Below are 24,434 nucleotides of genomic sequence, written 5' to 3'. Positions count from 1 at the left end.
TTTAAAAACGGCTTTCGCCACAAGCGAGGGCCGTTTTTCATGGCACTCTCACTTGACAGATGCCCGTCTGAAGAACGCCAGGCGTTGCTGCAAACCCGGCCGTTCCCGCGCCACGCGCTCAAGCTGGCGGCATTCCACATGAATGCCGCGTTCGGGCGCATCGGCGACGAATTTATCGATTAGTTCGCGCACGTCCGGATCGACGAAATCGGCACGGCTTGCGTCCACGATTACCGTCGCGTTGTCCGGAATTTGTCTCAGGTGATGCTTGAGCGACACCTTGCCGAGAAACGAAACGTCCTTGCGAAACGACAGCAGGAAGTGGTCGCCATGCTGCGCGATGGTGATAGGCCGTTGCAGATTCGCGTGAATCGCGAGTCCGATACTGCACGCAATACCCAACAGGATGCCAATCAGCAGATCGGTCGTGAGTACGCCCACGATCGTCACGATGAACGGCGCAAAGCGCTCGAATCCCTGCTTCGCAACCGCCGCGAACAATGAAGGTTTCGCCAGCTTGAGTCCGGTAAAAATCAGGATGGCGGCGAGACAGGCCAGTGGAATCAGGTTGATCACGGCGGTCAGCGCGAACACACTCGCGAGCAGCAGGGCTCCATGCACGACAGCCGACCAGCGGCTCTGCGCACCCGCGTGGACATTGGCGGAGCTACGGACGATAACCGAGGTAATCGGCAACGCGCCGATCGCGCCCGCCATCATGTTGCCGATACCCTGCGCCTTGAGTTCCCGATCCGGGTGAGCAGAACGCTTCTTCGGGTCGATCTGCTCAACGGCTTCGAGGCTCAGCAAGGTCTCCAGGCTCGCGACGATGGCAAGCGTCATCGCGAGCCGCCAGACATCGGGATTGATGAGTTGCCCGAAGTCAGGCCAGTCGAACGCGGCGTTCAATGCAGCAAGCGAAGCGAGCGACGGCAGCAACACGCGATGCTCCGCTGGCGGCGCGAAGCCTGGCGCGGCGAAGTCCAGCGCCAGCGTAATTGCAATGCCGAGCAAGACCACCGCCAGCGGCGCGGGCAACGCGCGCACCAGTGTAAAGCGCCGCATCGCTTTCGTTTCCCAGGCCGCCAGTATCGCGAGGGAAAGCACGGCGACGGCGCACGCAGCGAGCGACATCGCGCCGAACGGCGTATCGAACGTGCCCGGGGTTTGCGCGGCAACATGAGCGCCGCCGTTGGCAAAACCGGCCGCAAGCGGTATCTGCTTGATGATCAGCAACAAGCCGATAGCCGCGAGCATGCCCTTGATGACCGATGAGGGTACATAAGCGGCGAAGCGCCCGGCCTTCAGCATGCCAAAGCCGAACTGGATCACGCCCGCGAGCATGACCGCCATCAGGAAGGTCGAAAAACTCCCGAGCTTGGCAATGCCGTCCACAACGATGACGACCAGCCCGGCCGCCGGCCCGCTTACGCTCAGGTGCGAGCCGCTCAGCAGCGCGACGACCAGCCCGCCGATGATGCCGGACAGCAAGCCGGCAAACGGCTCGACGCCGGACGCGTTGGCGATGCCGAGACACAGCGGCATGGCGACAAGGAAGACGACGGTGCCCGCGAACAGATCACGCGGGAAAGTTGCAAACGTTTCACGTAGGGTCATGGGCTTTTTCGGGCGTGAGTTAGTCCATGCGATGCCCGGGAGGCATCGCACGGTGAAGGGTTGAAACGTGGGATTGAACGGCTAGTTGCGGGAGCCTTCGATCACGCGCTGGACCGCGCTAGGCGCCGGCACGGGTTCTGCCGGTTTTGCGGGTTTTACTATTCCCGCCGCCACAATTGATGGGGTGGCAGGCTCGCCCCCGGTATCGGCATCGGTGGGATCTCCGGACGAAAGCACCTTGATGCGGCCATCGCGCAAACCGAAGACCCAGCCGTGAACGCGCGGCGGGCGTTCGGCGTCACGCACGATGGGTGTATCGCGTAGCGCACGCACTTGTTGCAGCACGCTCAGTTCCGCCAGCCGGTCGATGCGTGAATCCAACGTACCGATCGCGTCGAGTTCGCCGCTGTGCTCACGCGCCAGCGCGCACAGCGGGGCAATGCGCCGGTTCACGTGGGGCAGGGCGTCGGACAACGGCAGCAACGACGCTCGTACGCCGCCGCATCCGTAGTGTCCGCACACGATCACGTCGTCCACCTTCAGCACGCTCACCGCATATTCGAGGACGCTCATGGTGTTGTCGTCGTCGGGTGAAAAGAGGTTCGCGATGTTGCGATGGACGAATAAATCTCCGGGCTTCGAGTGTGTGATGGTTTCGGCTGGCACGCGGCTGTCCGAGCATCCCAGCCAGAGTACGGTCGGACTTTGGCCTTGGGCCAAGGTTCTGAAGAAATCCGGGTCACTGGCGGCAATTTCGGCCGCCCAGCCGACGTTTTCAACCAGCATGCGTTTGGGTCGATTCATAGGTATCAGCTCCAAAAGCGTAATGAGAGGCACAACACTGCAACGGCCAAATTATCGCCGGGAATGTATTTCTGGCGTCATCGCGGCGCCGCGATAAACCTTACGAATAACTTTCTATTAAAAGGTTCCGCCCGTCCAGGCATAAAAAAAGCCGCTTTTTCGAGCGGCATTTTTTTTCGTCGACAAAAAATTTCTTCGGTGCTTGATCAAGTGAAATCAGGCGAAAGGCGAAATCAGAAGAAATTCCGCTGATCGGGATCGTGAAGCGGGTCGGGCGTTTTTTGTGTCAGGCGCAGCGTGCCCTGATCGTCGAAGTAAAAGCTGTACATCATGTACCAGACGTTTGCCTCCATGTACCGGTAGGTCCACACCTCGCGTTTCATCAACGGGAAGTAGGACGTCTCCACCGGTCGCCCGAAGTTGATCAGCACGTCCTTGCGTGTCCAGGTGCCGATCTGCGCTTTGAAGAACTCGTTTTCATCGAGGACCTGGCGCACACTCACGATCTTTCCCGATGCATCGATATCCGCCGCCGTGGTCACTTCGCCCAGCGGCTGGGTCGGCCACATCAGGCGCTTGCCGCCGTTCGGCAAGTCATATACCTCTCTCGGCGGTCCCAGCTTTGCCGTGATGGTGGACGAGTCCGCGCCTGCCTGGTAGTTCTGCCACGGCTGTGCGCACGCCGTCAGCAGAAGGGCGAGTGCCATTGCCGCCGCGGGTTTTCGTATTGCCTTGCTCAACATCGAAGCCTCCTTCGTATTCGTATCCAGACCGTATCCACGATCGGCCGTGGGTTTTTATGCTGTCGTGCACCGCTTCGCTTATTTTGACATGCGGGGTAGGCGCGCGGTTTTGATCGCGGCCGTCAGGGCGCGCTTGTTGCATGTAGATGGAACGTGCGGGGCCGGGCGGCTATTCCATTTCCGTTCGCATTTCCGAGGCGGTTGCATGCGGCATGGCGAACGACCTATGATCCGCGATTCGCTTTGCTGTCATCTTCGCTGTCATTTATCCATGGATGGACTGTAATGGACTGTATGGGTCTCGGCCTCGGCCTCGGTTTGCGTCGCGTGGTTTCTCTCAGGGCCAGTGAGCGGCGCCTGCCGACACGGCGGTCCCGCCTTCTTGTCCGCGCATCGCATGCGGGCAAGCGCCTGAGCGGTTTGTTGCTGGCGGCGTCATGTGTTGTCAGCGCGCTCGCTGCTCCCGCGCGTGCGGCGGACGTCGCGCCCGGTTTGCCCCCCATTCGCATCGCGATGATCGAGGGCATGTCCGGTCCGTTCGCCAACGCGGGCGCGGCCGTCGAGCGGAATCTTCGCTTTGGTGTGGAGCGCGTGAACGCGAATGGCGGTGTCGCGTTGCCCGACGGCAAACATCCGCTCCAGTTGGTGGTCCTCGACGGCAAGGGCAGCAGCGAAGCCAGTCTCGTCCAGTTGCGTGCGGCTATCGACCAGAATATTGGCTTTGTCATGCAGGGCAACAGCTCGGCGGTCGCGGCTGCGCTTGTCGACGCGATCAATAAGCAAAATTCCCGCGATCCGGAACATCGCGTGGTTTTCCTCAATTATTCCGCCGACGACCCCGCGCTCACCAACGCCGATTGCAGTTTCTGGCATTTCCGCTTCGATGCCCACGCGGGCATGCGCATGAATGCGCTCGCCGATGTCATCCAGCACGATCAATCGGTGAAGAAGGTCTATTTGTTCAACCAGGACTACAGCTTTGGCCACGACGTCAGCCATGAAGCCCAGCGTGCGCTGAAAGAGCGTCGCCCGGACATCGCAATCGTCGCCGATGAATTCATCCCCGCCGGCCGGGTGAAGGACTTCGCGCCGTACGTGGCCAAGATCCGCGCGAGCGGCGCCGACGCGGTGATCACCGGCAACTGGGGCAACGACCTGACGCTGCTTGTCAAAGCTGCCCGCGAACAGGGGCTCGACACGCATTTCTATACGTTCTACGGCAACAGCCTGGGTGCGCCCGCCGCTCTGGGCGACGCGGGCGTAAAACATGTCGTGGCGGTGGCCGACTGGCATCCGAACGTAGGCGGCAGCGCGTCGGATGCTTACTACGCGGCTTTTCGCACCCGTTTTCCGGCTGCGGCCGACGATTACCTCTTCCTGCGCATGCCGCTCATGATCGAGATGCTGGCGCAGGCCATGGAGAAAGCGCACAGCGCCGACCCGACCGCGGTCGCCCGCGCATTGGAAGGCGTGACGCTGGACAAGGGATTCCAGACGACGGAAATGCGTGTCGCCGATCATCAATTGATCCAGCCCCTTTATGTGATGGAGATGGACAAGGTGGGCACGCCGGGCGTGAATTTTGACAACGAAGGCTCCGGTTTTGGCTTTCGAACGCTGCTCAAGATCCCGGCCGCGCAGACGGCCATGCCCACCACCTGCCAGATGAAGCGCCCCGCGCCGTAAAAACAACCCAACCTGGGCGCAGGACTATTGCATCATTTCGCCCGTCGTCCGTAACCGGGTCGACGGCAAAAACCGGTGTGCTATAATCCGCGACTTGCCGTACTTGGGGAGGGTTGTAGAGCCCCGTCCGGCAAGCGAATCAAAGGTTGATTCAAGTAACGTAGAAAACCCACGGCACGGCCTTTCTTCCGTGACCGCCTGTCCGTTTCAAAGGAAAATCAAATGTCTACCGTAGTTGCTGCTCATGCAAAGAAGTCCGACGTTGTCGCAGAATATGCGCGCGCCGCTAATGACACCGGATCGCCAGAAGTGCAAGTTGCACTGCTGACCACCCGTATCAACGAACTGACCGTTCACTTCAAGGCTCACACGAAGGATCACCACAGCCGCCGCGGCCTGCTGCGCATGGTGAGCCGCCGTCGCAAGCTGCTCGATTACCTCAAGGGCAAAGACGCTGACCGTTATCGCTCGCTGATCGAGAAGCTGGGTCTGCGCAAGTAAGCGGCTAGCGTTCACAACGAAATGCCTGTGTCAGTTTGCTGATACAGGCATTTTGTTTTTGAACGGCGCGCTCTTCATGGGCGTAGAAAGGAAAGTGGCGGGAAATATCGAAGGCTTGCATTAAGGCCAACCCCGGATCGGAAACCGATTCGACTACAGGCCGGGCCTCGCGGCGGAGCTTTGTGTCATTCCAGCGCGTCATGCGCATCGCGTGTCGTGTTGCGTTGGAATGACATACACCCCTCTTTCGTGCGGTTCCGGTCATCGCTTGGCTTCGCCGTTTCTTTACCGTGTGCACGGGCTCCGGATGCTCCGGAGTCCACGACAACACGTCAGGAACATGCGAGGCATAACGAAGAAGGAGTGAGAATGTTTAAAAAGATCGTCAAGGAATTCAAGTGGGGACAACACAACGTTCGCCTGGAAACAGGTGAAATCGCGCGCCAGGCAAGCGGCGCCGTGATCGTCGATGTGGAAGATACCGTGGTGCTCGCGACGGTTGTCGGCGCGAAGACGGCAAAGCCGGGCCAGGATTTCTTCCCGCTGACCGTCGACTATCTGGAAAAAACCTACGCAGCCGGCAAGATCCCGGGTGGTTTCTTCCGTCGCGAAGGCCGGCCGTCGGAAGGTGAAACGCTGATCTCGCGCCTGATCGACCGTCCGTTGCGTCCGCTGTTCCCGGAAGGTTTTTATAACGAAGTGCAGGTAGTAATCCATGTGCTGTCGTTGAACCCCGACGTACCCGCTGACATCCCCGCGCTGATCGGCGCCTCGGCAGCGCTGGCTATCTCCGGCCTGCCGTTCAACGGCCCGGTGGGTGCAGCGCGCGTGGCCTATATCAACAACGAATACGTGTTGAACCCGACCCGTCCGCAAATGAAGGAATCGGCGCTCGACCTGATCGTCGCCGGTACGGAACGCGCGGTGTTGATGGTGGAATCGGAAGCGCAGCAACTGACTGAAGAAGTCATGCTCGGCGCCGTGGTGTTTGGTCACGACCAGATGCAGGTCGCTATCGACGCGATCCACGAACTCGTCGCCGAAGGTGGCAAGCCTGAGTGGGATTGGGCGCCGGCACCGAAGAACGAACCGCTGATCGCACGCGTGTCGGAACTGGCGCAGGCCGACCTGAACGCCGTGTACCAGATCCGCGACAAATCGGCTCGCACTGCCAAGCTGAAGGAAGTCTACGCAGCAACGACCGCGAAGCTGACCGAAGACGCAGTTGCAGCGGGCGAAACGCCTGCTGACAAGGCGACCATCGGCAACGTGCTGTTCGACATCGAAGCGAAGATCGTCCGTACGCAGATCCTGAACGGCGAACCGCGTATTGACGGCCGCGACACCCGCACCGTCCGCCCCATCGAAATCCGTACCGGCGTGCTGCCGCGTACGCACGGTTCGGCTCTGTTCACGCGCGGCGAAACGCAAGCACTCGTGATCGCCACGCTGGGCACGAAGGGCGACGAACAGAACATCGACGCGCTCGAAGGCGAGTATCGCGAACGCTTCATGCTTCACTACAACATGCCTCCGTTCGCGACCGGCGAAACGGGTCGCGTCGGTTCGCCGAAACGCCGTGAAATCGGTCACGGCCGTCTGGCCAAGCGCGCGTTGGCGGCTTGCCTGCCGAGCGCCGACGAATTCGGTTACTCCATCCGCGTGGTGTCGGAAATCACGGAATCGAACGGTTCTTCGTCCATGGCTTCGGTCTGCGGCGGCTGTCTCGCGCTGATGGACGCTGGTGTGCCCATGAAGGCGCACGTCGCGGGTATTGCGATGGGCCTGATCCTCGAAGGCAACAAGTTCGCGGTGCTGACGGACATCCTGGGCGACGAAGATCACCTCGGCGACATGGACTTCAAGGTTGCGGGCACGGCGCAAGGCGTGACGGCACTGCAGATGGACATCAAGATCCAGGGCATCACGAAGGAAATCATGCAGGTCGCGCTCGCGCAGGCGAAGGAAGGCCGCATGCATATCCTGGGCAAGATGACGACCGCTGTTCCGGGTACGAACACGAACCTGTCGGACTACGCGCCGCGCATGATCACCATGAAGATCAATCCGGAGAAGATCCGCGACGTGATCGGCAAGGGCGGTTCGGTGATCCGTGCGTTGACCGAAGAAACCAACACGACCATCGACATTTCGGACGACGGCGTGGTGACCATCGCGAGCACGAGCAGCGAAGGCATGGCGGAAGCGAAGAAGCGCATCGAGAACATCACGGCCGAAGTGGAAGTGGGTCAGGTCTACGAAGGCCCGGTGCTCAAATTGCTGGACTTCGGCGCGATCGTGAATATTCTTCCGGGTAAGGATGGTCTGCTGCACATCTCGGAAATCGTGAACGAGCGCATCAAGGACATCAACGACTACCTGAAGGAAGGCCAGATCGTGAAGGTCAAGGTCATCCAGACAGACGAAAAGGGTCGTGTCCGTTTGTCGGCGAAGGCTTTGCTGAACGAAGGCGGCGCGCCTATCGAACCGATCCAGCCGACACAGCAGTAATGCGGTAAGTTCGGGATGGCCGGCGCGTGAGTCCCGCGCGCCGGCCGTTTTTGAATGTGACGGTTCAAACGTGATTCGATGTTATTGCGGGTTTCGGCTGAGTGAGCCTGCAATGCCATGGGGTTATGCATCGGTGTCAGGCGAGTGTGACTTGAAGGGAATAAGCAGATGAAAGCCATCGAAATCACCCAGTTCGGTTCGCCCGACGTATTGAAGCTGGGCGAGCGTCCAATGCCGGAGCCAAAGGCCGGCGAAGTGCTGATCAAGGTCGCGGCGTCGGGAGTGAATCGCCCGGACGTGTTCCAGCGCAAGGGCGGTTATGCGCCGCCGCCGGGCGCCTCGGATCTGCCGGGACTGGAAGTGGCAGGCGAGATCGTGCGCGGCGACTTCGATCCGAAGCACAATCCGTTCGGTTTGAAAGCAGGGGATCGCGTGTGTGCGCTGCTCGCGGGCGGCGGTTACGCTGAATACGCGTGCGCACCGCTTGACCAATGCCTGCCGGTGCCGAAGGGGTTGACGGATATCGAGGCGGCGTCGTTGCCGGAAACGTTCTTCACGGTCTGGAGCAACGTGTTCGAACGTGCGCACCTGGGCAAGGGCGAGAACGGTGCCGAAGAAACGCTGCTGATCCAGGGCGGGTCGAGCGGTATCGGCGTGACGGCTATCCAGATTGCGAAGGCGCTGGGGCATCGTGTGTTCGTGACGGCTGGGAGCGACGAAAAGTGCCAGGCGTGCGAAAAGCTGGGCGCGGAACGCGCGATCAACTACAACACGGAAGATTTCGTCGATGTCGTGAAGTCGCTGACGAACGACCGCGGCGTGGACGTGATCCTCGACATGGTCGCGGGCGACTATCTTCCGCGTGAGCTGAAGACGCTGGCCGACGGCGGCCGGGTGGTAGTGATCGCAACGCTGGGCGGCTCGAAAGCCGAGATCAACCTCAACGAAGTGCTGCGCCGCCGTCTGGTGATCACCGGATCCACACTGCGGCCGCGCTCGGTCGCGTTCAAGGGCAGGGTCGCGGTGCAACTGAAGACGCACGTATGGCCGGAGATCGAGGCCGGACGGATCAAACCTGTCATTCATCAGGTTTTCCCCGCCGATCAGGCCGCCGCCGCTCATGCATTGATGGAAGGCAGTACGCACATCGGCAAGATCATGCTGGACTGGGGTCAGGTCGCCTGATTGCCGGTCCGGGACTTGAACTGACCGGGCTCAGGGTTCGTTGTTTGACCGATTTCCGCCAGGCACAGTAAAATCGCATGTTGTGCTGGCGCGTTGCGTCCGAAAGTTCCATTTTTCTATTTCAATGATCGGCAGCCTCGCTGCTACGACGAGACAAATGCCGAAAGAACAAGCCAAGCGCGCAAAACTGGTAGTCGGAAACTGGAAGATGCATGGCCGTCTGGCTGAGAACGCGGTCTTGATGCAGGCGGTGGCCGCCGGTGCCGCGACGCTGCAGAAGGGCGTGCGCACCGCGGTTTGCGTGCCCACGCCGTATGTTGCGCAGGCGCAGGCGCTACTGGGCGGATCGGTGGTCGCGTGGGGTGTCCAGGACGTCTCGGCCCACACGCAGGGCGCTTATACCGGTGAAGTCGCCGCAGGCATGGCGGCGGATTTTGATGCAACATTCGCGATTGTTGGTCACTCGGAGCGGCGCGCCTATCATGGCGAGCATTCGGACCTGGTCGCGGTGAAGGCGCAGCGAGCGCTGGAAGCCGGGCTGACGCCCATCGTGTGCGTGGGCGAGACGCTGGAACAGCGTGACAACGGTTTGACAGAACAAGTGGTCGGCACGCAACTGGAAGCCGTGTTGCTGGTGCTGAGCGAGCACCAGGCGGCGCAGATTGTCGTGGCGTACGAGCCGGTCTGGGCGATCGGCACGGGAAAAAGTGCGACGACGGAGCAGGCGCAACAGGTTCATGCATTTCTGCGCGCGCAACTGGCGGGCAAGGGCACAGCAGTGGCGGACGTGCCGATCTTGTACGGCGGCAGTGTCAAGCCGGAGAACGCGGAAGAATTATTCGCCCAGCGAGACATTGATGGCGGATTGATTGGCGGCGCATCGCTGAAGTCGAACGATTTTCTTGCGATTTGCCAGGCGGCACAAAACGTTTCGGTTTAATAACCGAGTTTAAGCTTTCGAAAATGTAAGTATCAAAAGCGTGACGCAACAGTGTCACGTGAACATTAAAGAGTCGGGTGAACGGAATGCTGTATTTAAAGACTTTGATTATCGTCGTCCAGTTGTTGTCGGCGTTTGGTGTTATCGGGCTGGTATTGTTGCAGCACGGCAAGGGCGCCGACATGGGCGCAGCGTTCGGTAGTGGCGCGTCGGGAAGCCTGTTTGGCGCAACCGGCTCCGCCAACTTCCTGTCGCGTACAACTGCTGTCCTCGCCGCGGTGTTTTTCATCTCGACGCTGGCCCTGACGTACCTCGGCAGCTATAAGCCGGCGGCCTCCGCAGGCTTGCTGGGCGGGGCGGCAGTAACCGCACCTGCGGCACATCCGGCGGTTGCCGGGTCGGTTCCGGCCGCGGCTTCGGCGCCTGTCGCGTCGTCGGGTCCGGGCTCGGACGTGCCGAAATAATTTTTCGCCTGGAGCGCTTTTTGTGCGTTGAACAAACTGGTTAACCCGGTTATAATTTTGTTCTTGAAGCGATTCCCGGCAATTAGAAGTTGTTTTTCCGGATTGCAAGACAGTGCCGACGTGGTGAAATTGGTAGACACGCTATCTTGAGGGGGTAGTGGCGAAAGCTGTGCGAGTTCGAGTCTCGCCGTCGGCACCAAAAGTTATCCAATGCCAGCCGCATGCATTGCTTCGGCTGGCATTGTCACTTCTGGCGAGTGAATTTGCTCAAGATCTCTTGTGCATGTTTCTCGGCTTTAGTTGAAAATCGGTGGGGCAGTCGTCCCGGCCGGCACACCAGATCAAACCGATTTGAGGATAGTCGTGAATCTCTCAGCCTATTATCCCGTCTTGCTGTTCCTTGTCGTGGGCACCGGTTTAGGTATCGCGCTCGTCAGCATCGGTAAGATCCTCGGTCCCAATAAGCCTGACACTGAAAAGAACGCACCTTACGAGTGTGGCTTCGAAGCATTCGAAGACGCCCGTATGAAGTTCGATGTGCGTTACTATCTCGTCGCTATTCTGTTCATTATTTTCGACCTCGAAACCGCGTTCCTGTTTCCGTGGGGCGTTGCCCTGCGCGACATCGGCTGGCCCGGTTTCCTGTCAATGATGGTTTTTCTGCTCGAGTTTCTGCTTGGTTTCGCCTACATCTGGAGAAAGGGTGGGCTGGACTGGGAGTAAGGAAGTATCGGGCGGGTTGAAGATCACCGGATTGCTGGGCGGCTATGGCTGGCTGCTCATCTGGAGTGAAAGCAAATGAGTATCGAAGGGGTCTTGAAGGAAGGGTTTGTCACCACCACGGCTGACAAGCTGATCAACTGGACGCGCACGGGTTCACTGTGGCCCATGACGTTCGGTCTGGCGTGTTGTGCGGTCGAGATGATGCACGCGGGCGCTGCCCGCTACGATCTGGACCGTTTTGGCGTGGTGTTTCGTCCGAGTCCGCGGCAGTCGGACGTGATGATCGTCGCCGGCACGCTATGCAACAAGATGGCGCCGGCGCTGCGCAAGGTCTACGACCAGATGGCGGAGCCGCGCTGGGTCATCTCCATGGGTTCGTGCGCCAACGGCGGTGGCTACTACCACTATTCGTATTCGGTTGTGCGCGGATGCGACCGGATCGTACCGGTCGACGTCTACGTGCCCGGATGCCCGCCGACGGCTGAAGCGCTGGTGTATGGCGTGATCCAGTTGCAGGCGAAAATTCGCCGTACCAGCACGATCGCTCGTCAGTAATTGCCGTCAGCCAAGTGCGCCGGCAAGTCGTGGCGCACGTAAGCACGCCAGTAGCGCTGTTGAAGTCCCTGAAGTCCCATTAAGCGTCACCAAGGCCAGAGCCTCCCCAATATGGCAAGCAAACTCGAGACCCTGAAAGCGAACCTCGAGGCGGCGTTCGGCGACCGCCTGCAAAGCATCACCGAGTCGCTCGGGCAACTGACCATTGTTGTCAAGGCAGCGAACTACGCTGATGTGGTGCTCAAGCTGCGCGACGACCGTTCGCTCGGCTTCGAGCAACTCGTCGACCTGTGCGGCGTGGACTACTCCACGTACGGCGACGGCGCCTACGAAGGCCCGCGTTTCGCGGCCGTCCTCCATCTTCTTTCGATCGTGAACAACTGGCGCCTGCGCGTGCGCGTGTTCGCACCGGACGACGAAGTGCCGATCGTGCCTTCCGCTGTTGACGTCTGGTCGTCGGCGAACTGGTACGAACGGGAAGCATTCGACCTGTTCGGTATCGTCTTCGAAGGCCACCCCGACCTGCGCCGCATTCTCACCGACTACGGTTTTATCGGCCATCCGTTCCGCAAGGACTTCCCGGTGTCGGGTTATGTCGAAATGCGTTACGACCCGGAAGAGAAGCGCGTCGTGTACCAGCCAGTGACGATCGAGCCGCGCGAAATCACGCCGCGCGTGATCCGCGAGGACCGCTATGGCGGTCTGAAACACTAAGAGAACGCCATGGCAGAGATCAAGAACTACACGCTCAATTTCGGCCCGCAGCACCCGGCCGCGCACGGTGTGCTGCGCCTCGTGCTGGAACTGGACGGTGAAGTGATTCAGCGCGCCGATCCGCATATCGGGCTGCTGCACCGCGCGACTGAAAAGCTCGCGGAATCGAAGACCTTCATCCAGTCCGTACCGTACATGGACCGTCTCGACTACGTGTCGATGATGGTCAACGAGCACGGCTACGTGATGGCGATCGAGAAGCTGCTCGGTATCGACATTCCGGTTCGCGCGAAATACATCCGCGTGCTGTTCGACGAAATTACGCGCGTGCTGAACCACCTGATGTGGATCGGCTCGCACGCGCTCGACGTCGGCGCAATGGCGGTGTTTCTGTATGCGTTCCGTGAACGCGAAGACCTGATGGACGTGTACGAAGCGGTATCCGGCGCGCGCATGCACGCGGCGTACTACCGTCCGGGCGGTGTGTATCGCGATCTGCCTGACGCAATGCCGCAATACAAGGCGTCGAAAATCCGCAATGCGAAAGCGTTGTCGCGGATGAACGAAACGCGTCAAGGTTCGTTGCTCGATTTCATCGACGACTTCTTTACCCGCTTTCCGAAGTGCGTAGACGAGTACGAGACGCTGCTGACCGATAACCGCATCTGGAAGCAGCGGCTGGTGGGTATCGGCGTGGTCAGTCCTGAGCGCGCGTTGCAGCTCGGCATGACCGGCGCGATGCTGCGCGGCTCGGGCATTGAATGGGATTTGCGCAAGAAGCAGCCGTATGAAGTCTACGATCAGCTCGACTTTGACATTCCGGTCGGCGTGAACGGCGACTGCTACGACCGCTATCTCGTGCGCGTGGAAGAAATGCGTCAGTCCACCCGCATCGCGAAACAATGTATTGACTGGCTTCGTAAGAATCCAGGCCCGGTGATGGTCGACAATCACAAGATTGCACCGCCTTCGCGCATGGGTATGAAGACCAACATGGAAGAGCTGATTCACCACTTCAAGCTCTTCACGGAAGGTTTTCATGTTCCCGAAGGCGAGACGTATGCGGCGGTCGAGCACCCGAAGGGCGAGTTCGGCATCTATCTGATCTCGGATGGCGCGAACAAGCCATATCGCCTGAAGATTCGTGCGCCGGGTTATGCGCATCTTGCGTCACTCGACGAAATGGCTCGTGGTCACATGATTGCGGATGCGGTAACGATCATCGGCACGCAGGACATCGTGTTCGGTGAGATCGATCGCTGAGATGCAGTCGCGAGGAATCTGCGCCGCACCTCGCCGGCAAGCACGCGCAGTAGCGCTGAGCATGCCGGCGAACCAACAACAGCAGGACGCCAGGTCTGCCGCAAAAGAAAAACGCGGCGGGTGTTCGTTCGGTAGGAACTGAAAGAGTCGTGTCTGAAATGATCTCAGCTGAAGGCCTGAAAGAAATCGATCGCGCGATCGCGAAATATCCCGTGGACCAGAAACAGTCCGCGGTGATGTCGGCGTTGACCGTGGCTCAGGAAGAGCACGGCTGGCTATCGCCGGAACTGATGCAGTTCGTGGCCGACTACCTCAGCATGCCCGCCGTGGCCGTGCAGGAAGTGGCGACGTTCTACACCATGTACGAGACCTCGCCGGTCGGCAAACACAAGATCACGCTCTGTACGAACCTGCCGTGCCAGCTCGGGCCGGACGGCGGCTCGGAAAGCGCTGCTGAATACCTGAAGCAAAAGCTCGGCATCGGCTTTGGCGAAACCACCGCTGACGGCAAATTCACCTTGAAAGAAGGCGAATGTTTCGGCGCGTGCGGCGATGCCCCCGTGTTGCTCGTGAACAATCACCGTATGTGCAGTTTCATGAGTCGCGAGCGGATCGACACGCTCCTCGAGGAACTATCGAAATGACGTCTCTTCACGACCGCCACATCCAGCCCCTGATTCTCGCCGGTCTTAACGGCGACAACTGGCACCTTGAAGATTATGTGGCGCGCGGCGGTTACGCCCAGCTGCGCCGCATCCTCGAAGAAAAGATCCCGCAAGAGCAGGTCATTGCCGACGTCAAGGCGTCGGGCCTGCGCGGCCGCGGCGGTGCGGGTTTCCCGACCGGTCTCAAGTGGAGCTTCATGCCGCGTCAGTTCCCGGGGCAGAAGTACCTCGTCTGCAACTCGGACGAAGGCGAACCGGGCACGTTCAAGGACCGCGACATCCTGCGCTGGAATCCGCATGCCCTGATCGAAGGCATGGCCATCGGCGCGTATGCCATGGGCATCACGGTCGGCTACAACTATATTCACGGCGAGATTTTCGAGGTCTACCGGATCTTCGAACAGGCGCTTGAAGAAGCGCGTGCGGCTGGGTATCTCGGTGCGAACATCCTGGGTTCGGGCTTTTCGTTCGAACTGCATGCGCACCATGGTTACGGCGCGTATATCTGCGGCGAAGAAACCGCGCTGCTCGAGTCGCTGGAAGGCAAGAAAGGCCAGCCGCGCTTCAAGCCGCCGTTCCCGGCGAGCTTCGGCGTGTACGGCAAGCCGACCACGATCAACAACACCGAAACCTTCGCGGCCGTGCCGTTCCTGCTGGCTATCGGCCCGCAGAAATATCTCGAGATCGGCAAGCCGAACAACGGCGGCACGAAGATTTTCTCGGTGGCCGGCGACGTCAATTTCCCCGGCAACTTTGAAGTGCCGCTTGGTACGTCGTTCGAAACCTTGCTGGATCTGGCTGGCGGCGTACGCGGCAAGTCGGTGAAAGCAGTGATCCCGGGTGGATCGTCGGCTCCGGTGATTCCGGGCGACATCATGTTGAAGACCGACATGGACTACGACTCCATCGCGAAAGCCGGCTCCATGCTCGGTTCGGGCGCCGTGATCGTGATGAACGAAACGCGCTGCATGGTGCGCTCGCTGCTGCGCTTGTCCTATTTCTACTACGAAGAGTCGTGCGGTCAATGCACGCCTTGCCGTGAAGGTACGGGCTGGCTGTATCGCGTGGTCCATCGGATCGAACATGGACTCGGGCGCAAGGAAGACCTGGATCTGCTGAACTCGGTCGCAGAAAACATCATGGGTCGCACCATCTGTGCTCTCGGCGACGCAGCGGCCATGCCGGTGCGCGGCATGCTGAAGCACTTCTGGGACGAATTTGAATATCACGTCGAGCATAAACATTGTCTCGTCGACGGACACGCGCATCATGCGCACACGTCCGAAGCGCTTACCGCGTGATCAGTGATCAGGCCAAGGACCATTCCCCATCATGGTTGAACTAGAAATCGACGGCAAAAGTGTAGAAGTGCCTGAAGGCAGCATGGTGATCCAGGCTGCGCATAAGGTAGACACATACATTCCGCATTTTTGCTATCACAAGAAACTGTCGATCGCGGCGAACTGCCGGATGTGCCTGGTCGAAGTCGAAAAAATGCCGAAGGCGGTTCCCGCCTGCGCCACGCCGGTGTCGGCGGGCATGATCGTGCGCACGAAATCGGACAAGGCTGTCAAGGCGCAGCAATCCGTGATGGAATTCCTGCTGATCAATCACCCGCTCGATTGCCCGATTTGCGATCAGGGCGGCGAATGCCAGTTGCAAGACCTAGCGGTCGGTTACGGCAAGTCCCAATCGCGTTACAACGAAGAAAAGCGCGTCGTGTTCCACAAGAACGTCGGACCGCTGATCTCGATGGAAGAGATGACGCGCTGTATCCATTGCACGCGTTGTGTCCGTTTCGGTCAGGAAGTGGCCGGCGTGATGGAACTCGGCATGCTGGGCCGCGGCGAGCACTCGGAAATCACGTCGTTCGTCGGCAAGACGGTGGACTCGGAACTGTCGGGCAACATGATCGACCTGTGCCCGGTTGGCGCGTTGACGAGCAAGCCGTTCCGCTACAGCGCCCGTACGTGGGAGTTGTCGCGCCGCAAGTCGATCAGCCCGCACGATTCCGTCGGCGCGAACCTGGTCGTGCAAGTGAAGAACAACCGCGTGATGCGCGTTCTGCCGATGGAAAACGAAGCCATCAACGAATGCTGGATCTCGGACAAGGATCGCTTCTCGTATGAAGCGCTGAACAGCGACGAACGTCTCACGCAGCCTATGTTGAAGCAGGGCGGCAAGTGGATCGAGACTGACTGGCAGACGGCGCTGGAATACGTGGCGAAGGGTATCAAGGGCATTACGGCCGATCACGGCGCGAATCAGATCGCTGCCCTGGCTACGCCGCATAGCACCGTCGAAGAACTGTATCTGCTGAAGCAATTCGCTGAAGGTGTGGGCACGCCGAACGTCGACTTTCGTCTGCGTCAGAGTGACTTCTCGGCGCCGGTGTCGGACAGCGCGCCGTGGCTTGGCGTGAAGATCGCGGAGCTGACGAATATCGACACGGCGTTTGTGGTCGGTTCGTTCCTGCGTCGCGATCATCCGCTGTTCGCGGCACGCCTGCGTCAAGCCGCCAAGGGCGGTGCGAAGCTCACGTTCCTGAACGCGACGAATGACGACTCGCTGATCCCGGCTGCGCACCGCGTGGTCGCGGCGCCGTCGGAATGGCTCGACCGCCTCGGCAGTCTGGCTGCAGCGGTGGCCGAAGCACGGGGCGTCGCAGTGCCGGAAGCGTTCGCCGGACATGAAGTGTCGGCTGCTGCAAAAGACATCGCGGCGTCGTTGTCGGCGGGTGACCAGCGTCTGGTGCTGCTCGGCAACAGCGCGGTTCAGCATCCCCAGTTTGCGCAGATCCAGGCTGTATGCCAGTGGATCGCCGACAACACGGGCGCAACCCTCGGTTACCTGACGGAAGCGGCCAATACGGTTGGCGCCCATCTCGTCGACGCACTGCCGGGCGAGGGCGGACTGAACGCACGTGAAGTATTCGAGCAGCCGCGCAAGGGTTATGTGCTGTTCAACGTGGAACCCGCATTCGATACCGCCAACCCCGCCCAGGCGTTCGCCGCATTGAAGCAGGCAGAAATGGTTGTTGCGTTGTCCGCATTCAAGCATGGTGCCGATTACGCCGACGTTCTGCTGCCGATCGCGCCGTTCACGGAAACGGCGGGCACGTTCGTCAACGCCGAAGGTACCGCGCAGACGTTCAATGGCGTAGTGCGTCCGCTGGGCGAAACGCGTCCGGGCTGGAAGGTGCTGCGCGTGCTGGGCAGCATCCTCGGCCTGAAGGGTTTCGAATTCGATACCGCCGAAGAAGTCCGCGACGCCGCATTGGGCACGGGCGATCTGACGGCGCGTCTGTCGAACAAGACGACCGTGGCGATCAACGCTGTGGCGAAAGCGGCCACGCCCAAGGAAGGCAGCTACGAACGCCTCGCCGACACGCCGATCTATCACGCCGACGCATTGTCGCGCCGTGCTGAATCGCTGCATCTGACGGCTGCTGCGCGCGACGCGAACGTGGTCGGGTTGCCGACGTCGCTGTTCGAGAAACTCGGTCTGAAAAACGGTGACGCAGTGCGTGTCGCTCAAGGTGATCTCGCGGTGGTCCTGCCGGCAGTTCGCGACGCGAATCTGGCGGAAAGCGTGGTGCGTGTGTCGAGCGGAACGTCGGCCGGTGCAGCGCTCGGGGCTCTGTTCGGTGAACTGGTAGTGGAGAAGGCGTAAATGGGCTTGTTCGATACGATCAACGCAGGCGGGACGCAGCTTCTCGGCGTCGCCTGGCCGACGGTGTGGGCGTTAGTCCGCATTCTCGTGGTCTCGGTAGTGATCCTGCTGTGCGTGGCGTACCTGATTCTGTGGGAACGCAAGCTCATCGGCTGGATGCACGTTCGTCTCGGGCCGAATCGCGTCGGTCCGCTTGGGCTGTTGCAGCCGATCGCCGACGTGCTGAAGCTGTTGCTGAAAGAGGTGATTCAGCCGACGCAAGCCAGCCGCTGGATCTACCTGATCGCGCCGATCATGACCGTGGTGCCAGCATTCGCGGTGTGGGCGGTGATTCCGTTCCAGGCGAAAGCCGTGCTCGGCGACGTCAACGCGGGCCTGCTCTACGTGATGGCGATTTCGTCCGTCGGCGTGTACGGCGTGATTCTCGCCGGCTGGGCATCGAACTCGAAGTACGCGTTCCTTGGCGCGATGCGCGCGGCAGCCCAGATGGTGTCGTACGAAATCTCGATGGGTTTCGCGCTCGTGGTCGTGCTGATGGTGACCGGCAGCCTAAACATGTCGGCCATCGTGGTGTCGCAGGAACAGGGCATCTTCGCGAGCTGGGGCATCAACTTCCTCTCGTGGAACTGGCTGCCGCTGCTGCCCATGTTCGTTGTGTACTTCGTCTCGGGCATTGCTGAAACGAACCGTCACCCGTTCGACGTGGTGGAAGGCGAGTCGGAGATTGTCGCGGGCCACATGATCGATTATTCGGGCATGGCGTTCGCGCTGTTCTTCCTGGCTGAATACATCAACATGATCGTGATTTCGGCGATCGCAACCACGCTGTTCCTTGGCGGCTGGAGTGCACCGTTCGGTTTCCTGTCCTTCATCCCGGGCATTTTCTGGTTCGTGCTGAAGATCTTCTTCCTGCTGTCGGTGTTCATCTGGGCCCGTGCGACGTTCCCGCGTTATCGCTACGACCAGATCATGCGTCTCGGCTGGAAAATCTTTCTGCCGGTGTCGGTGGTGTGGGTGGTCGTGGTCGGGTTCTGGATCATGTCGCCGCTGAACATCTGGAAATAATGGGCGGATGAAATAACCATGAACGCATTACAGAATTTCTTCAAAACGTTTTTCCTGACCGAGTTGTTGAAGGGTCTGGCGCTGACAGGCGGTTATCTGTTCCAGCGCAAGGTGACCGTTCAGTTCCCGGAAGAGAAGACGCCTATTTCCCCGCGTTTCCGTGGCCTGCATGCTTTGCGCCGATACGAAAATGGCGAAGAGCGCTGCATCGCGTGCAAGCTGTGCGAGGCCGTGTGCCCCGCGCTCGCCATCACGATCGAATCGGAAACACGCGCTGACAACACACGTCGCACCACGCGCTACGACATCGACCTGACCAAGTGCATCTTCTGCGGTTTCTGCGAAGAAAGCTGCCCGGTGGATTCGATCGTCGAAACGCACATCCTCGAGTATCACGGCGAGAAGCGCGGCGACCTGTATTTCACGAAAGAGATGCTGCTCGCAGTGGGCGACCGTTATGAAACAGAGATTGCCGCTGCGAAGGCGGCTGATGCTCCTTATCGGTAAAACGCAGTAAACGCGGTAAAGCGAAGCGGGGCAGAGCAGGCAGAATATCGCCGCGCCCCTTGCTGTTCCTGCATTTGAATTGACCTGCTGTTCCGGCCCGCGCGCCAAGGTTGTAGGTTGCGTTCTTGAAAAAACGCGACGCGGCGCGCTTGTGTCAAAACACAAAGCCTAACGATGAACCGGTAATCATGGAATTCACGACCGTACTGTTTTACATCTTCGCGCTGCTGCTGGTTGTGTCGGCGCTGAAGGTGATCACTTCGCGCAATCCGGTGGCGTCCGCCTTGTTCCTCGTGCTCGCGTTCTTCAACGCGGCCGCGATCTGGATGCTGCTTGAAGCCGAATTCCTCGCCATTCTGCTGGTTCTCGTCTACGTCGGCGCGGTGATGGTGCTGTTCCTGTTCGTGGTGATGATGCTGGACATCAACCTCGACGTGCTGCATGGCGACTTCAAGAAGTTCGTGCCCATAGCCAGCATCGTGGGCGCGATCATCATCATTGAAACCGCGCTGATCCTGTGGCACGGCTACGGTGCGACCATCACGCCGGTGCGCGACCCGATGCTCGGCAACGTGGCGGCGGGCAGTGCGGTGATGTCGAATTCGCACCTGATCGGCAAGGTCATCTACACCGACTACATCTTCGCGTTTGAAATTGCCGGCCTGATCCTGCTGGTGGCAATCATTGCGGCCATCTCGCTGACGGTTCGCGAGAAGAAGGACAGCAAGCGCCAGCGCATCAGCGACCAGGTCAAGGTGCGTGCGCAAGATCGCGTGCGGATCGTCAAGATGAAGTCCGAGACAGAAGCCCCGGACGCCACGGCCAATCCGCCCGTGACCGGCAATGCCGGCGCCGGCACGGTCGACAACAAAGGCTGAGGAGATAAATAACCATGTTGAGTCTTGCCCATTACCTTGTGCTTGGCGCGATCCTGTTCGCGATCAGCATCGTCGGCATTTTTCTGAACCGACGTAACGTGATCATCATCCTGATGGCAATCGAACTGATGCTGTTGGCGGTCAACACGAACTTCGTCGCCTTCTCGCACTATCTCGGCGATATCCACGGACAGATCTTCGTGTTCTTCGTGCTGACGGTCGCGGCGGCTGAAGCAGCAATCGGCCTCGCCATCCTGGTCACGTTGTTCCGCAGTCTCGACACGATCAACGTCGAAGACCTCGATCAGCTCAAAGGTTAATTTCAGGCAAGACAGCTATGTCCACGACACTTAATGAAAACCTTCTGCTCGCGATTCCGCTGGCGCCGCTTGCCGGCTCGCTGATCGCGGGGCTGTTCGGCTGGAAGATCGGGCGCAAGAGCTCGCACCGCATCACGATCCTCGGCGTGATGATCTCGTTCGTGCTCTCCTGCATCGTCTTCCTCGACGTGGTGCAGGGCGCGAGCTTCAACGCGACCATCTACGAATGGCTGACGGTCGGTCCGCTCAAGATGGAGATCGGCTTCCTGGTCGACTCGCTCACCGCCATGATGATGGTGATCGTCACCTTCGTCTCGCTGATGGTGCATATCTATACGATCGGCTACATGGCCGACGAAGAGGTGGGCTACGAGCGTTTCTTCTCGTACATCTCGCTCTTTACGTTCTCCATGCTGATGCTCGTGATGAGCAACAACTTCCTGCAGTTGTTCTTCGGCTGGGAAGCGGTGGGCCTGGTGTCGTATCTGCTGATCGGCTTCTACTTCACGCGTCCGACGGCCATCTACGCGAACATGAAGGCGTTCATCGTGAACCGCGTGGGCGACTTCGGATTCCTGCTCGGCATTGGCTTGTTGCTGGCGTTTGCCGGTTCGCTCAATTACGGCGATGTGTTCGCTCACCGTACCGCGCTGGCCGCCATGACGTTTCCGGGCACCGACTGGGGCTTGCTGACCGTTGCCTGTATCTGCCTGTTCATCGGCGCGATGGGTAAGTCGGCGCAGTTCCCGCTGCACGTGTGGCTGCCGGACTCCATGGAAGGCCCGACACCAATCTCGGCGCTGATCCACGCGGCAACCATGGTGACGGCTGGTATTTTCATGGTCACGCGGATGTCGCCGCTGTTCGAATTGTCAGATTCCGCGTTGTCGTTCGTGACGGTGATCGGTGCGATCACGGCGCTGTTCATGGGCTTCCTTGGCGTAGTGCAGAACGACATCAAGCGCGTGGTGGCTTACTCCACGCTCTCGCAACTTGGTTACATGACGGTGGCGCTCGGCGTCTCCGCTTACCCGGTGGCAGTGTTCCACCTCGCGACGCACGCGTTCTTTAAAGCGCTGCTGTTCCTTGGCGCCGGTTCGGTGATCATTGGCATGCACCACGACCAGGACATGCGCAACATGGGCGGCCTGCGTAAATACATGCCGATCACGTGGATCACTTCGCTTATCGGTTCGCTCGCGCTGATTGGTACGCCGTTCTTCGCCGGTTTCTATTCGAAGGATTCGATCATCGACGCCGTGAAGCTGTCGCACCTTCCGGGTTCGGGCTTCGCGTACTTCGCGGTAGTCGCAAGCGTGTTCGTGACTGCGCTGTACTCATTCCGTATGTACTTCATGGTGTTCCACGGCAAGGAGCGCTTCCGTGGTCCGAAGCATCCGGAAAGCCCGATGGCGATCGAAGCCGCGGCGCACGCGCACGACTCGCATGGTCACGGCGGACACGATTCACACGGCCATGACGATCACGGGCATGGTCATGACCACGTGCATGTTCCGCACGAAACGCCATGGGTCATTACGCTTCCGCTGATCCTGCTGGCGATTCCGTCGGTGATCATTGGTGCGATTGCGATCGGCCCTATGCTGTTCGGCGACTTCTTCTCGCACGGCGTGGTGTTCGACCAGGTGATCGCTATTGGCGCGAACCATCCGGCGCTCCACGAGATGGGGGAGGAATTCCAGGGCTGGTTCGCGATGGGCCTGCATTCGGTCGCCGGTCTTCCGGTCTGGCTGGCGCTCGCGGGCGTGGTGGTGTCGTGGTTCCTGTACTGGAAACGTACGGATCTGCCGGGCGTGATCAAGCAACGCTTCCTGCCGATCTATAACTTGCTCGACAACAAGTACTACCTCGACAAGATCAACGACGTCGTATTTGCAAAGGGCGCGGTCGCCATTGGCCGCGGACTCTGGAAAGAGGGTGATGTTGCCGTTATCGACGGTATCGTCAACGGCCTCGCGAAGTTCGTCGGCTGGTTTGCCGGTGTGATTCGCTTCCTCCAATCCGGTTACATCTATCACTACGCGTTCGCCATGATCATTGGCATGTTGGGGCTCTTGACCCTGTTTGTAACGCTCGGCGGCAAATAAGGCGGGGACACCTATCTATGCACTCTTTACCCATTCTTAGTCTTGCAATCTGGTTGCCGATCATTGTCGGCATCCTTGTACTGGCAATAGGCAATGACAGCAATCCGGGCCCGTCGCGCTGGCTTGCGCTGATCGGCTCGATTCTTGGACTGATCGTCACCATTCCCCTGATCACCGGCTTCGACAACTCTTCGGCAGCGCTGCAGTTCGAAGAGAAGTCGGTCTGGATCGAACGCTTCAACATCTCGTATCACCTTGGCGTTGACGGTCTCTCCATGTGGTTCGTCGTGTTGACCGCGCTGATCACGGTGATCACGATCATCAGCGCGTGGGAAGTCATCACGGTGCGCGTGGCGCAATACCTGGCCGCGTTCCTGATTCTGTCGGGCCTCATGATCGGCGTGTTCTCGACCGCCGACGGCATGTTGTTCTACGTCTTCTTCGAAGCGACGCTGATCCCGATGTACATCATCATCGGCGTGTGGGGTGGCGCGAACCGTGTGTATGCCGCGTTCAAGTTCTTCCTGTACACGCTGATGGGCTCACTGCTGATGCTGATTGCGTTGCTGTATCTCTATACGCAGACGCACACGTTCGACATTGCGACTTGGCATGCGCTGAAGATCGGTTTCACGCCGCAGATCCTGCTGTTCATCGCATTCTTCCTGGCCTTCGCCGTGAAGGTGCCAATGTGGCCGGTCCACACGTGGTTGCCTGACGCCCACGTTGAAGCACCGACGGGCGGCTCGGTCGTGCTGGCAGCGATCATGCTGAAGCTGGGCGCGTATGGTTTCATCCGCTTCTCGCTGCCTATCGCGCCGGATGCCAGCCATTTCCTTGCGCCTGTGGTGATCACGTTGTCCCTGATCGCGGTGATCTACATTGGCTTCGTGGCGCTGGTGCAGGAGGACATGAAGAAGCTGGTGGCGTATTCGTCGATTGCGCACATGGGCTTCGTCACACTCGGCTTCTTTATCTTCAGCACACTTGGCATGGAAGGCGCGATCATCCAGATGATCTCGCACGGCTTTGTCTCGGGCGCCATGTTCCTGTGTATCGGCGTGCTGTATGACCGCATGCATTCGCGCCGGATCGCCGACTACGGCGGTGTGGTGAACGTCATGCCGAAGTTCGCCGCCTTCGCCATGTTGTTCGCGATGGCCAACTGCGGCTTGCCGGGTACCTCGGGTTTCGTTGGTGAATTCATGGTGATCCTGGCTGCCGTGAAGTTCAACTTCTGGATCGGTTTCCTGGCTACCTTCACGCTGATTCTCGGCGCGGCTTACACGCTGTGGATGTACAAGCGCGTGCACTTCGGCGCGGTAGCGAACGATCACGTGGCGAAGCTGAAAGACATCAACAAGCGCGAATTCTTCATGCTCGCCGTGCTTGCCGTATTCACGCTGTACATGGGCCTGTATCCGAAGCCGTTCACCGACGTGATGCACGCATCCGTAGAAAATCTCCTCTCCCACGTCGCGCAGTCCAAACTGCCGCTGGCCCAGTAACGCGT

Annotated in this window: 23 protein-coding genes and 1 tRNA gene; 20 read left to right on the top strand and 4 right to left on the bottom strand. The window is 59.7% G+C overall.

Annotated elements, in window-relative coordinates; translation table 11 throughout:
- Positions 1 to 48 precede the first annotated feature (48 nt).
- The 3 genes from ABH944_RS38535 to ABH944_RS38525 all read right to left on the bottom strand — a co-directional run bounded on the left by ABH944_RS38535 (position 49) and on the right by ABH944_RS38525 (position 3,164).
- Positions 49 to 1,617: a SulP family inorganic anion transporter gene (locus ABH944_RS38535; protein ID WP_404613467.1), complete on the bottom strand. Its 1,569-nt coding sequence runs from the start codon at positions 1,615 to 1,617 to the stop codon at positions 49 to 51.
- A gap of 81 nt (positions 1,618 to 1,698) precedes the next feature.
- Positions 1,699 to 2,421 (bottom strand): carbonic anhydrase, encoded by a 723-nt coding sequence (locus ABH944_RS38530; RefSeq protein ID WP_404613465.1) that lies wholly within the window; start codon positions 2,419 to 2,421, stop codon positions 1,699 to 1,701.
- A 233-nt stretch (positions 2,422 to 2,654) separates the two neighbouring features.
- Entirely contained in the window at positions 2,655 to 3,164 is a 510-nt protein-coding gene (locus ABH944_RS38525) for a hypothetical protein (RefSeq protein WP_404613463.1), read from the bottom strand.
- Between the two features lie 285 nt (positions 3,165 to 3,449).
- Here ABH944_RS38525 and ABH944_RS38520 point away from each other — a divergent pair, with 285 nt between their 5' ends.
- Together ABH944_RS38520 and rpsO are read left to right on the top strand one after the other, a co-directional pair.
- Entirely contained in the window at positions 3,450 to 4,850 is a 1,401-nt protein-coding gene (locus tag ABH944_RS38520) for a branched-chain amino acid ABC transporter substrate-binding protein (protein ID WP_404613461.1), read from the top strand.
- 222 nt (positions 4,851 to 5,072) lie between these two features.
- Positions 5,073 to 5,351 (top strand): 30S ribosomal protein S15, encoded by a 279-nt coding sequence (gene rpsO / locus ABH944_RS38515; RefSeq protein WP_062084529.1) that lies wholly within the window; start codon positions 5,073 to 5,075, stop codon positions 5,349 to 5,351.
- Between the two features lie 4 nt (positions 5,352 to 5,355).
- Here the strand turns inward: rpsO and ABH944_RS38510 are convergent, their stop codons facing one another.
- Positions 5,356 to 5,553, bottom strand: a complete 198-nt coding sequence (locus tag ABH944_RS38510; protein WP_156528782.1) for a hypothetical protein — start codon at positions 5,551 to 5,553, stop codon at positions 5,356 to 5,358.
- A 161-nt stretch (positions 5,554 to 5,714) separates the two neighbouring features.
- Here ABH944_RS38510 and pnp point away from each other — a divergent pair, with 161 nt between their 5' ends.
- The 18 genes from pnp to ABH944_RS38420 all read left to right on the top strand — a co-directional run bounded on the left by pnp (position 5,715) and on the right by ABH944_RS38420 (position 24,429).
- On the top strand, positions 5,715 to 7,862 hold the full coding sequence (gene pnp, locus ABH944_RS38505) for a polyribonucleotide nucleotidyltransferase (RefSeq protein WP_404613458.1): 2,148 nt from the start codon (positions 5,715 to 5,717) through the stop codon (positions 7,860 to 7,862).
- A gap of 168 nt (positions 7,863 to 8,030) precedes the next feature.
- A complete protein-coding gene (locus ABH944_RS38500) occupies positions 8,031 to 9,047 on the top strand; it encodes an NAD(P)H-quinone oxidoreductase (RefSeq protein ID WP_404613456.1) in 1,017 nt (338 codons plus the stop codon).
- A gap of 157 nt (positions 9,048 to 9,204) precedes the next feature.
- Positions 9,205 to 9,987, top strand: a complete 783-nt coding sequence (tpiA, locus tag ABH944_RS38495; protein WP_404613454.1) for a triose-phosphate isomerase — start codon at positions 9,205 to 9,207, stop codon at positions 9,985 to 9,987.
- 86 nt (positions 9,988 to 10,073) lie between these two features.
- Positions 10,074 to 10,451: a preprotein translocase subunit SecG gene (gene secG / locus ABH944_RS38490; protein ID WP_062084523.1), complete on the top strand. Its 378-nt coding sequence runs from the start codon at positions 10,074 to 10,076 to the stop codon at positions 10,449 to 10,451.
- Between the two features lie 114 nt (positions 10,452 to 10,565).
- Positions 10,566 to 10,650, top strand: a tRNA-Leu gene (locus ABH944_RS38485).
- A 164-nt stretch (positions 10,651 to 10,814) separates the two neighbouring features.
- Positions 10,815 to 11,174: an NADH-quinone oxidoreductase subunit A gene (locus ABH944_RS38480; protein WP_056353980.1), complete on the top strand. Its 360-nt coding sequence runs from the start codon at positions 10,815 to 10,817 to the stop codon at positions 11,172 to 11,174.
- Between the two features lie 75 nt (positions 11,175 to 11,249).
- Positions 11,250 to 11,729, top strand: coding sequence for a NuoB/complex I 20 kDa subunit family protein (locus tag ABH944_RS38475; RefSeq protein ID WP_027819582.1), 480 nt, complete (start codon positions 11,250 to 11,252; stop codon positions 11,727 to 11,729).
- A gap of 111 nt (positions 11,730 to 11,840) precedes the next feature.
- On the top strand, positions 11,841 to 12,443 hold the full coding sequence (locus ABH944_RS38470) for an NADH-quinone oxidoreductase subunit C (RefSeq protein WP_404613450.1): 603 nt from the start codon (positions 11,841 to 11,843) through the stop codon (positions 12,441 to 12,443).
- A gap of 9 nt (positions 12,444 to 12,452) precedes the next feature.
- On the top strand, positions 12,453 to 13,706 hold the full coding sequence (locus tag ABH944_RS38465) for an NADH-quinone oxidoreductase subunit D (protein WP_404613448.1): 1,254 nt from the start codon (positions 12,453 to 12,455) through the stop codon (positions 13,704 to 13,706).
- A gap of 158 nt (positions 13,707 to 13,864) precedes the next feature.
- Entirely contained in the window at positions 13,865 to 14,350 is a 486-nt protein-coding gene (gene nuoE, locus ABH944_RS38460) for an NADH-quinone oxidoreductase subunit NuoE (RefSeq protein WP_062084514.1), read from the top strand.
- Positions 14,347 to 15,672: an NADH-quinone oxidoreductase subunit NuoF gene (nuoF, locus tag ABH944_RS38455; protein WP_404613446.1), complete on the top strand. Its 1,326-nt coding sequence runs from the start codon at positions 14,347 to 14,349 to the stop codon at positions 15,670 to 15,672. Before nuoE ends, nuoF begins: the two co-directional genes overlap by 4 nt.
- A 31-nt stretch (positions 15,673 to 15,703) precedes the next feature.
- Entirely contained in the window at positions 15,704 to 18,043 is a 2,340-nt protein-coding gene (nuoG, locus tag ABH944_RS38450) for an NADH-quinone oxidoreductase subunit NuoG (protein WP_404613444.1), read from the top strand.
- On the top strand, positions 18,044 to 19,108 hold the full coding sequence (gene nuoH / locus ABH944_RS38445) for an NADH-quinone oxidoreductase subunit NuoH (RefSeq protein WP_404613442.1): 1,065 nt from the start codon (positions 18,044 to 18,046) through the stop codon (positions 19,106 to 19,108).
- Between the two features lie 18 nt (positions 19,109 to 19,126).
- Complete coding sequence (gene nuoI / locus ABH944_RS38440; protein WP_404613440.1) at positions 19,127 to 19,615, top strand: NADH-quinone oxidoreductase subunit NuoI; 489 nt, start codon at positions 19,127 to 19,129, stop codon at positions 19,613 to 19,615.
- 188 nt (positions 19,616 to 19,803) lie between these two features.
- Positions 19,804 to 20,493, top strand: coding sequence for an NADH-quinone oxidoreductase subunit J (locus ABH944_RS38435; RefSeq protein WP_404613439.1), 690 nt, complete (start codon positions 19,804 to 19,806; stop codon positions 20,491 to 20,493).
- A 14-nt stretch (positions 20,494 to 20,507) separates the two neighbouring features.
- Complete coding sequence (gene nuoK / locus ABH944_RS38430) at positions 20,508 to 20,813, top strand: NADH-quinone oxidoreductase subunit NuoK (RefSeq protein ID WP_031360677.1); 306 nt, start codon at positions 20,508 to 20,510, stop codon at positions 20,811 to 20,813.
- A gap of 17 nt (positions 20,814 to 20,830) precedes the next feature.
- Positions 20,831 to 22,921, top strand: coding sequence for an NADH-quinone oxidoreductase subunit L (gene nuoL, locus ABH944_RS38425; protein WP_404613437.1), 2,091 nt, complete (start codon positions 20,831 to 20,833; stop codon positions 22,919 to 22,921).
- A 17-nt stretch (positions 22,922 to 22,938) separates the two neighbouring features.
- On the top strand, positions 22,939 to 24,429 hold the full coding sequence (locus ABH944_RS38420; RefSeq protein ID WP_404613435.1) for an NADH-quinone oxidoreductase subunit M: 1,491 nt from the start codon (positions 22,939 to 22,941) through the stop codon (positions 24,427 to 24,429).
- Positions 24,430 to 24,434 lie beyond the last annotated feature (5 nt).

Origin of the sequence: Caballeronia udeis (assembly GCF_044909315.1) — a bacterium.
In the GTDB taxonomy this organism is placed as follows: Bacteria; Pseudomonadota; Gammaproteobacteria; order Burkholderiales; family Burkholderiaceae; genus Caballeronia; species Caballeronia udeis_A.
The sequence above is the reverse complement of the archived record's forward strand: the minus strand, read 5'-3'. Positions and strand labels throughout refer to the sequence as shown.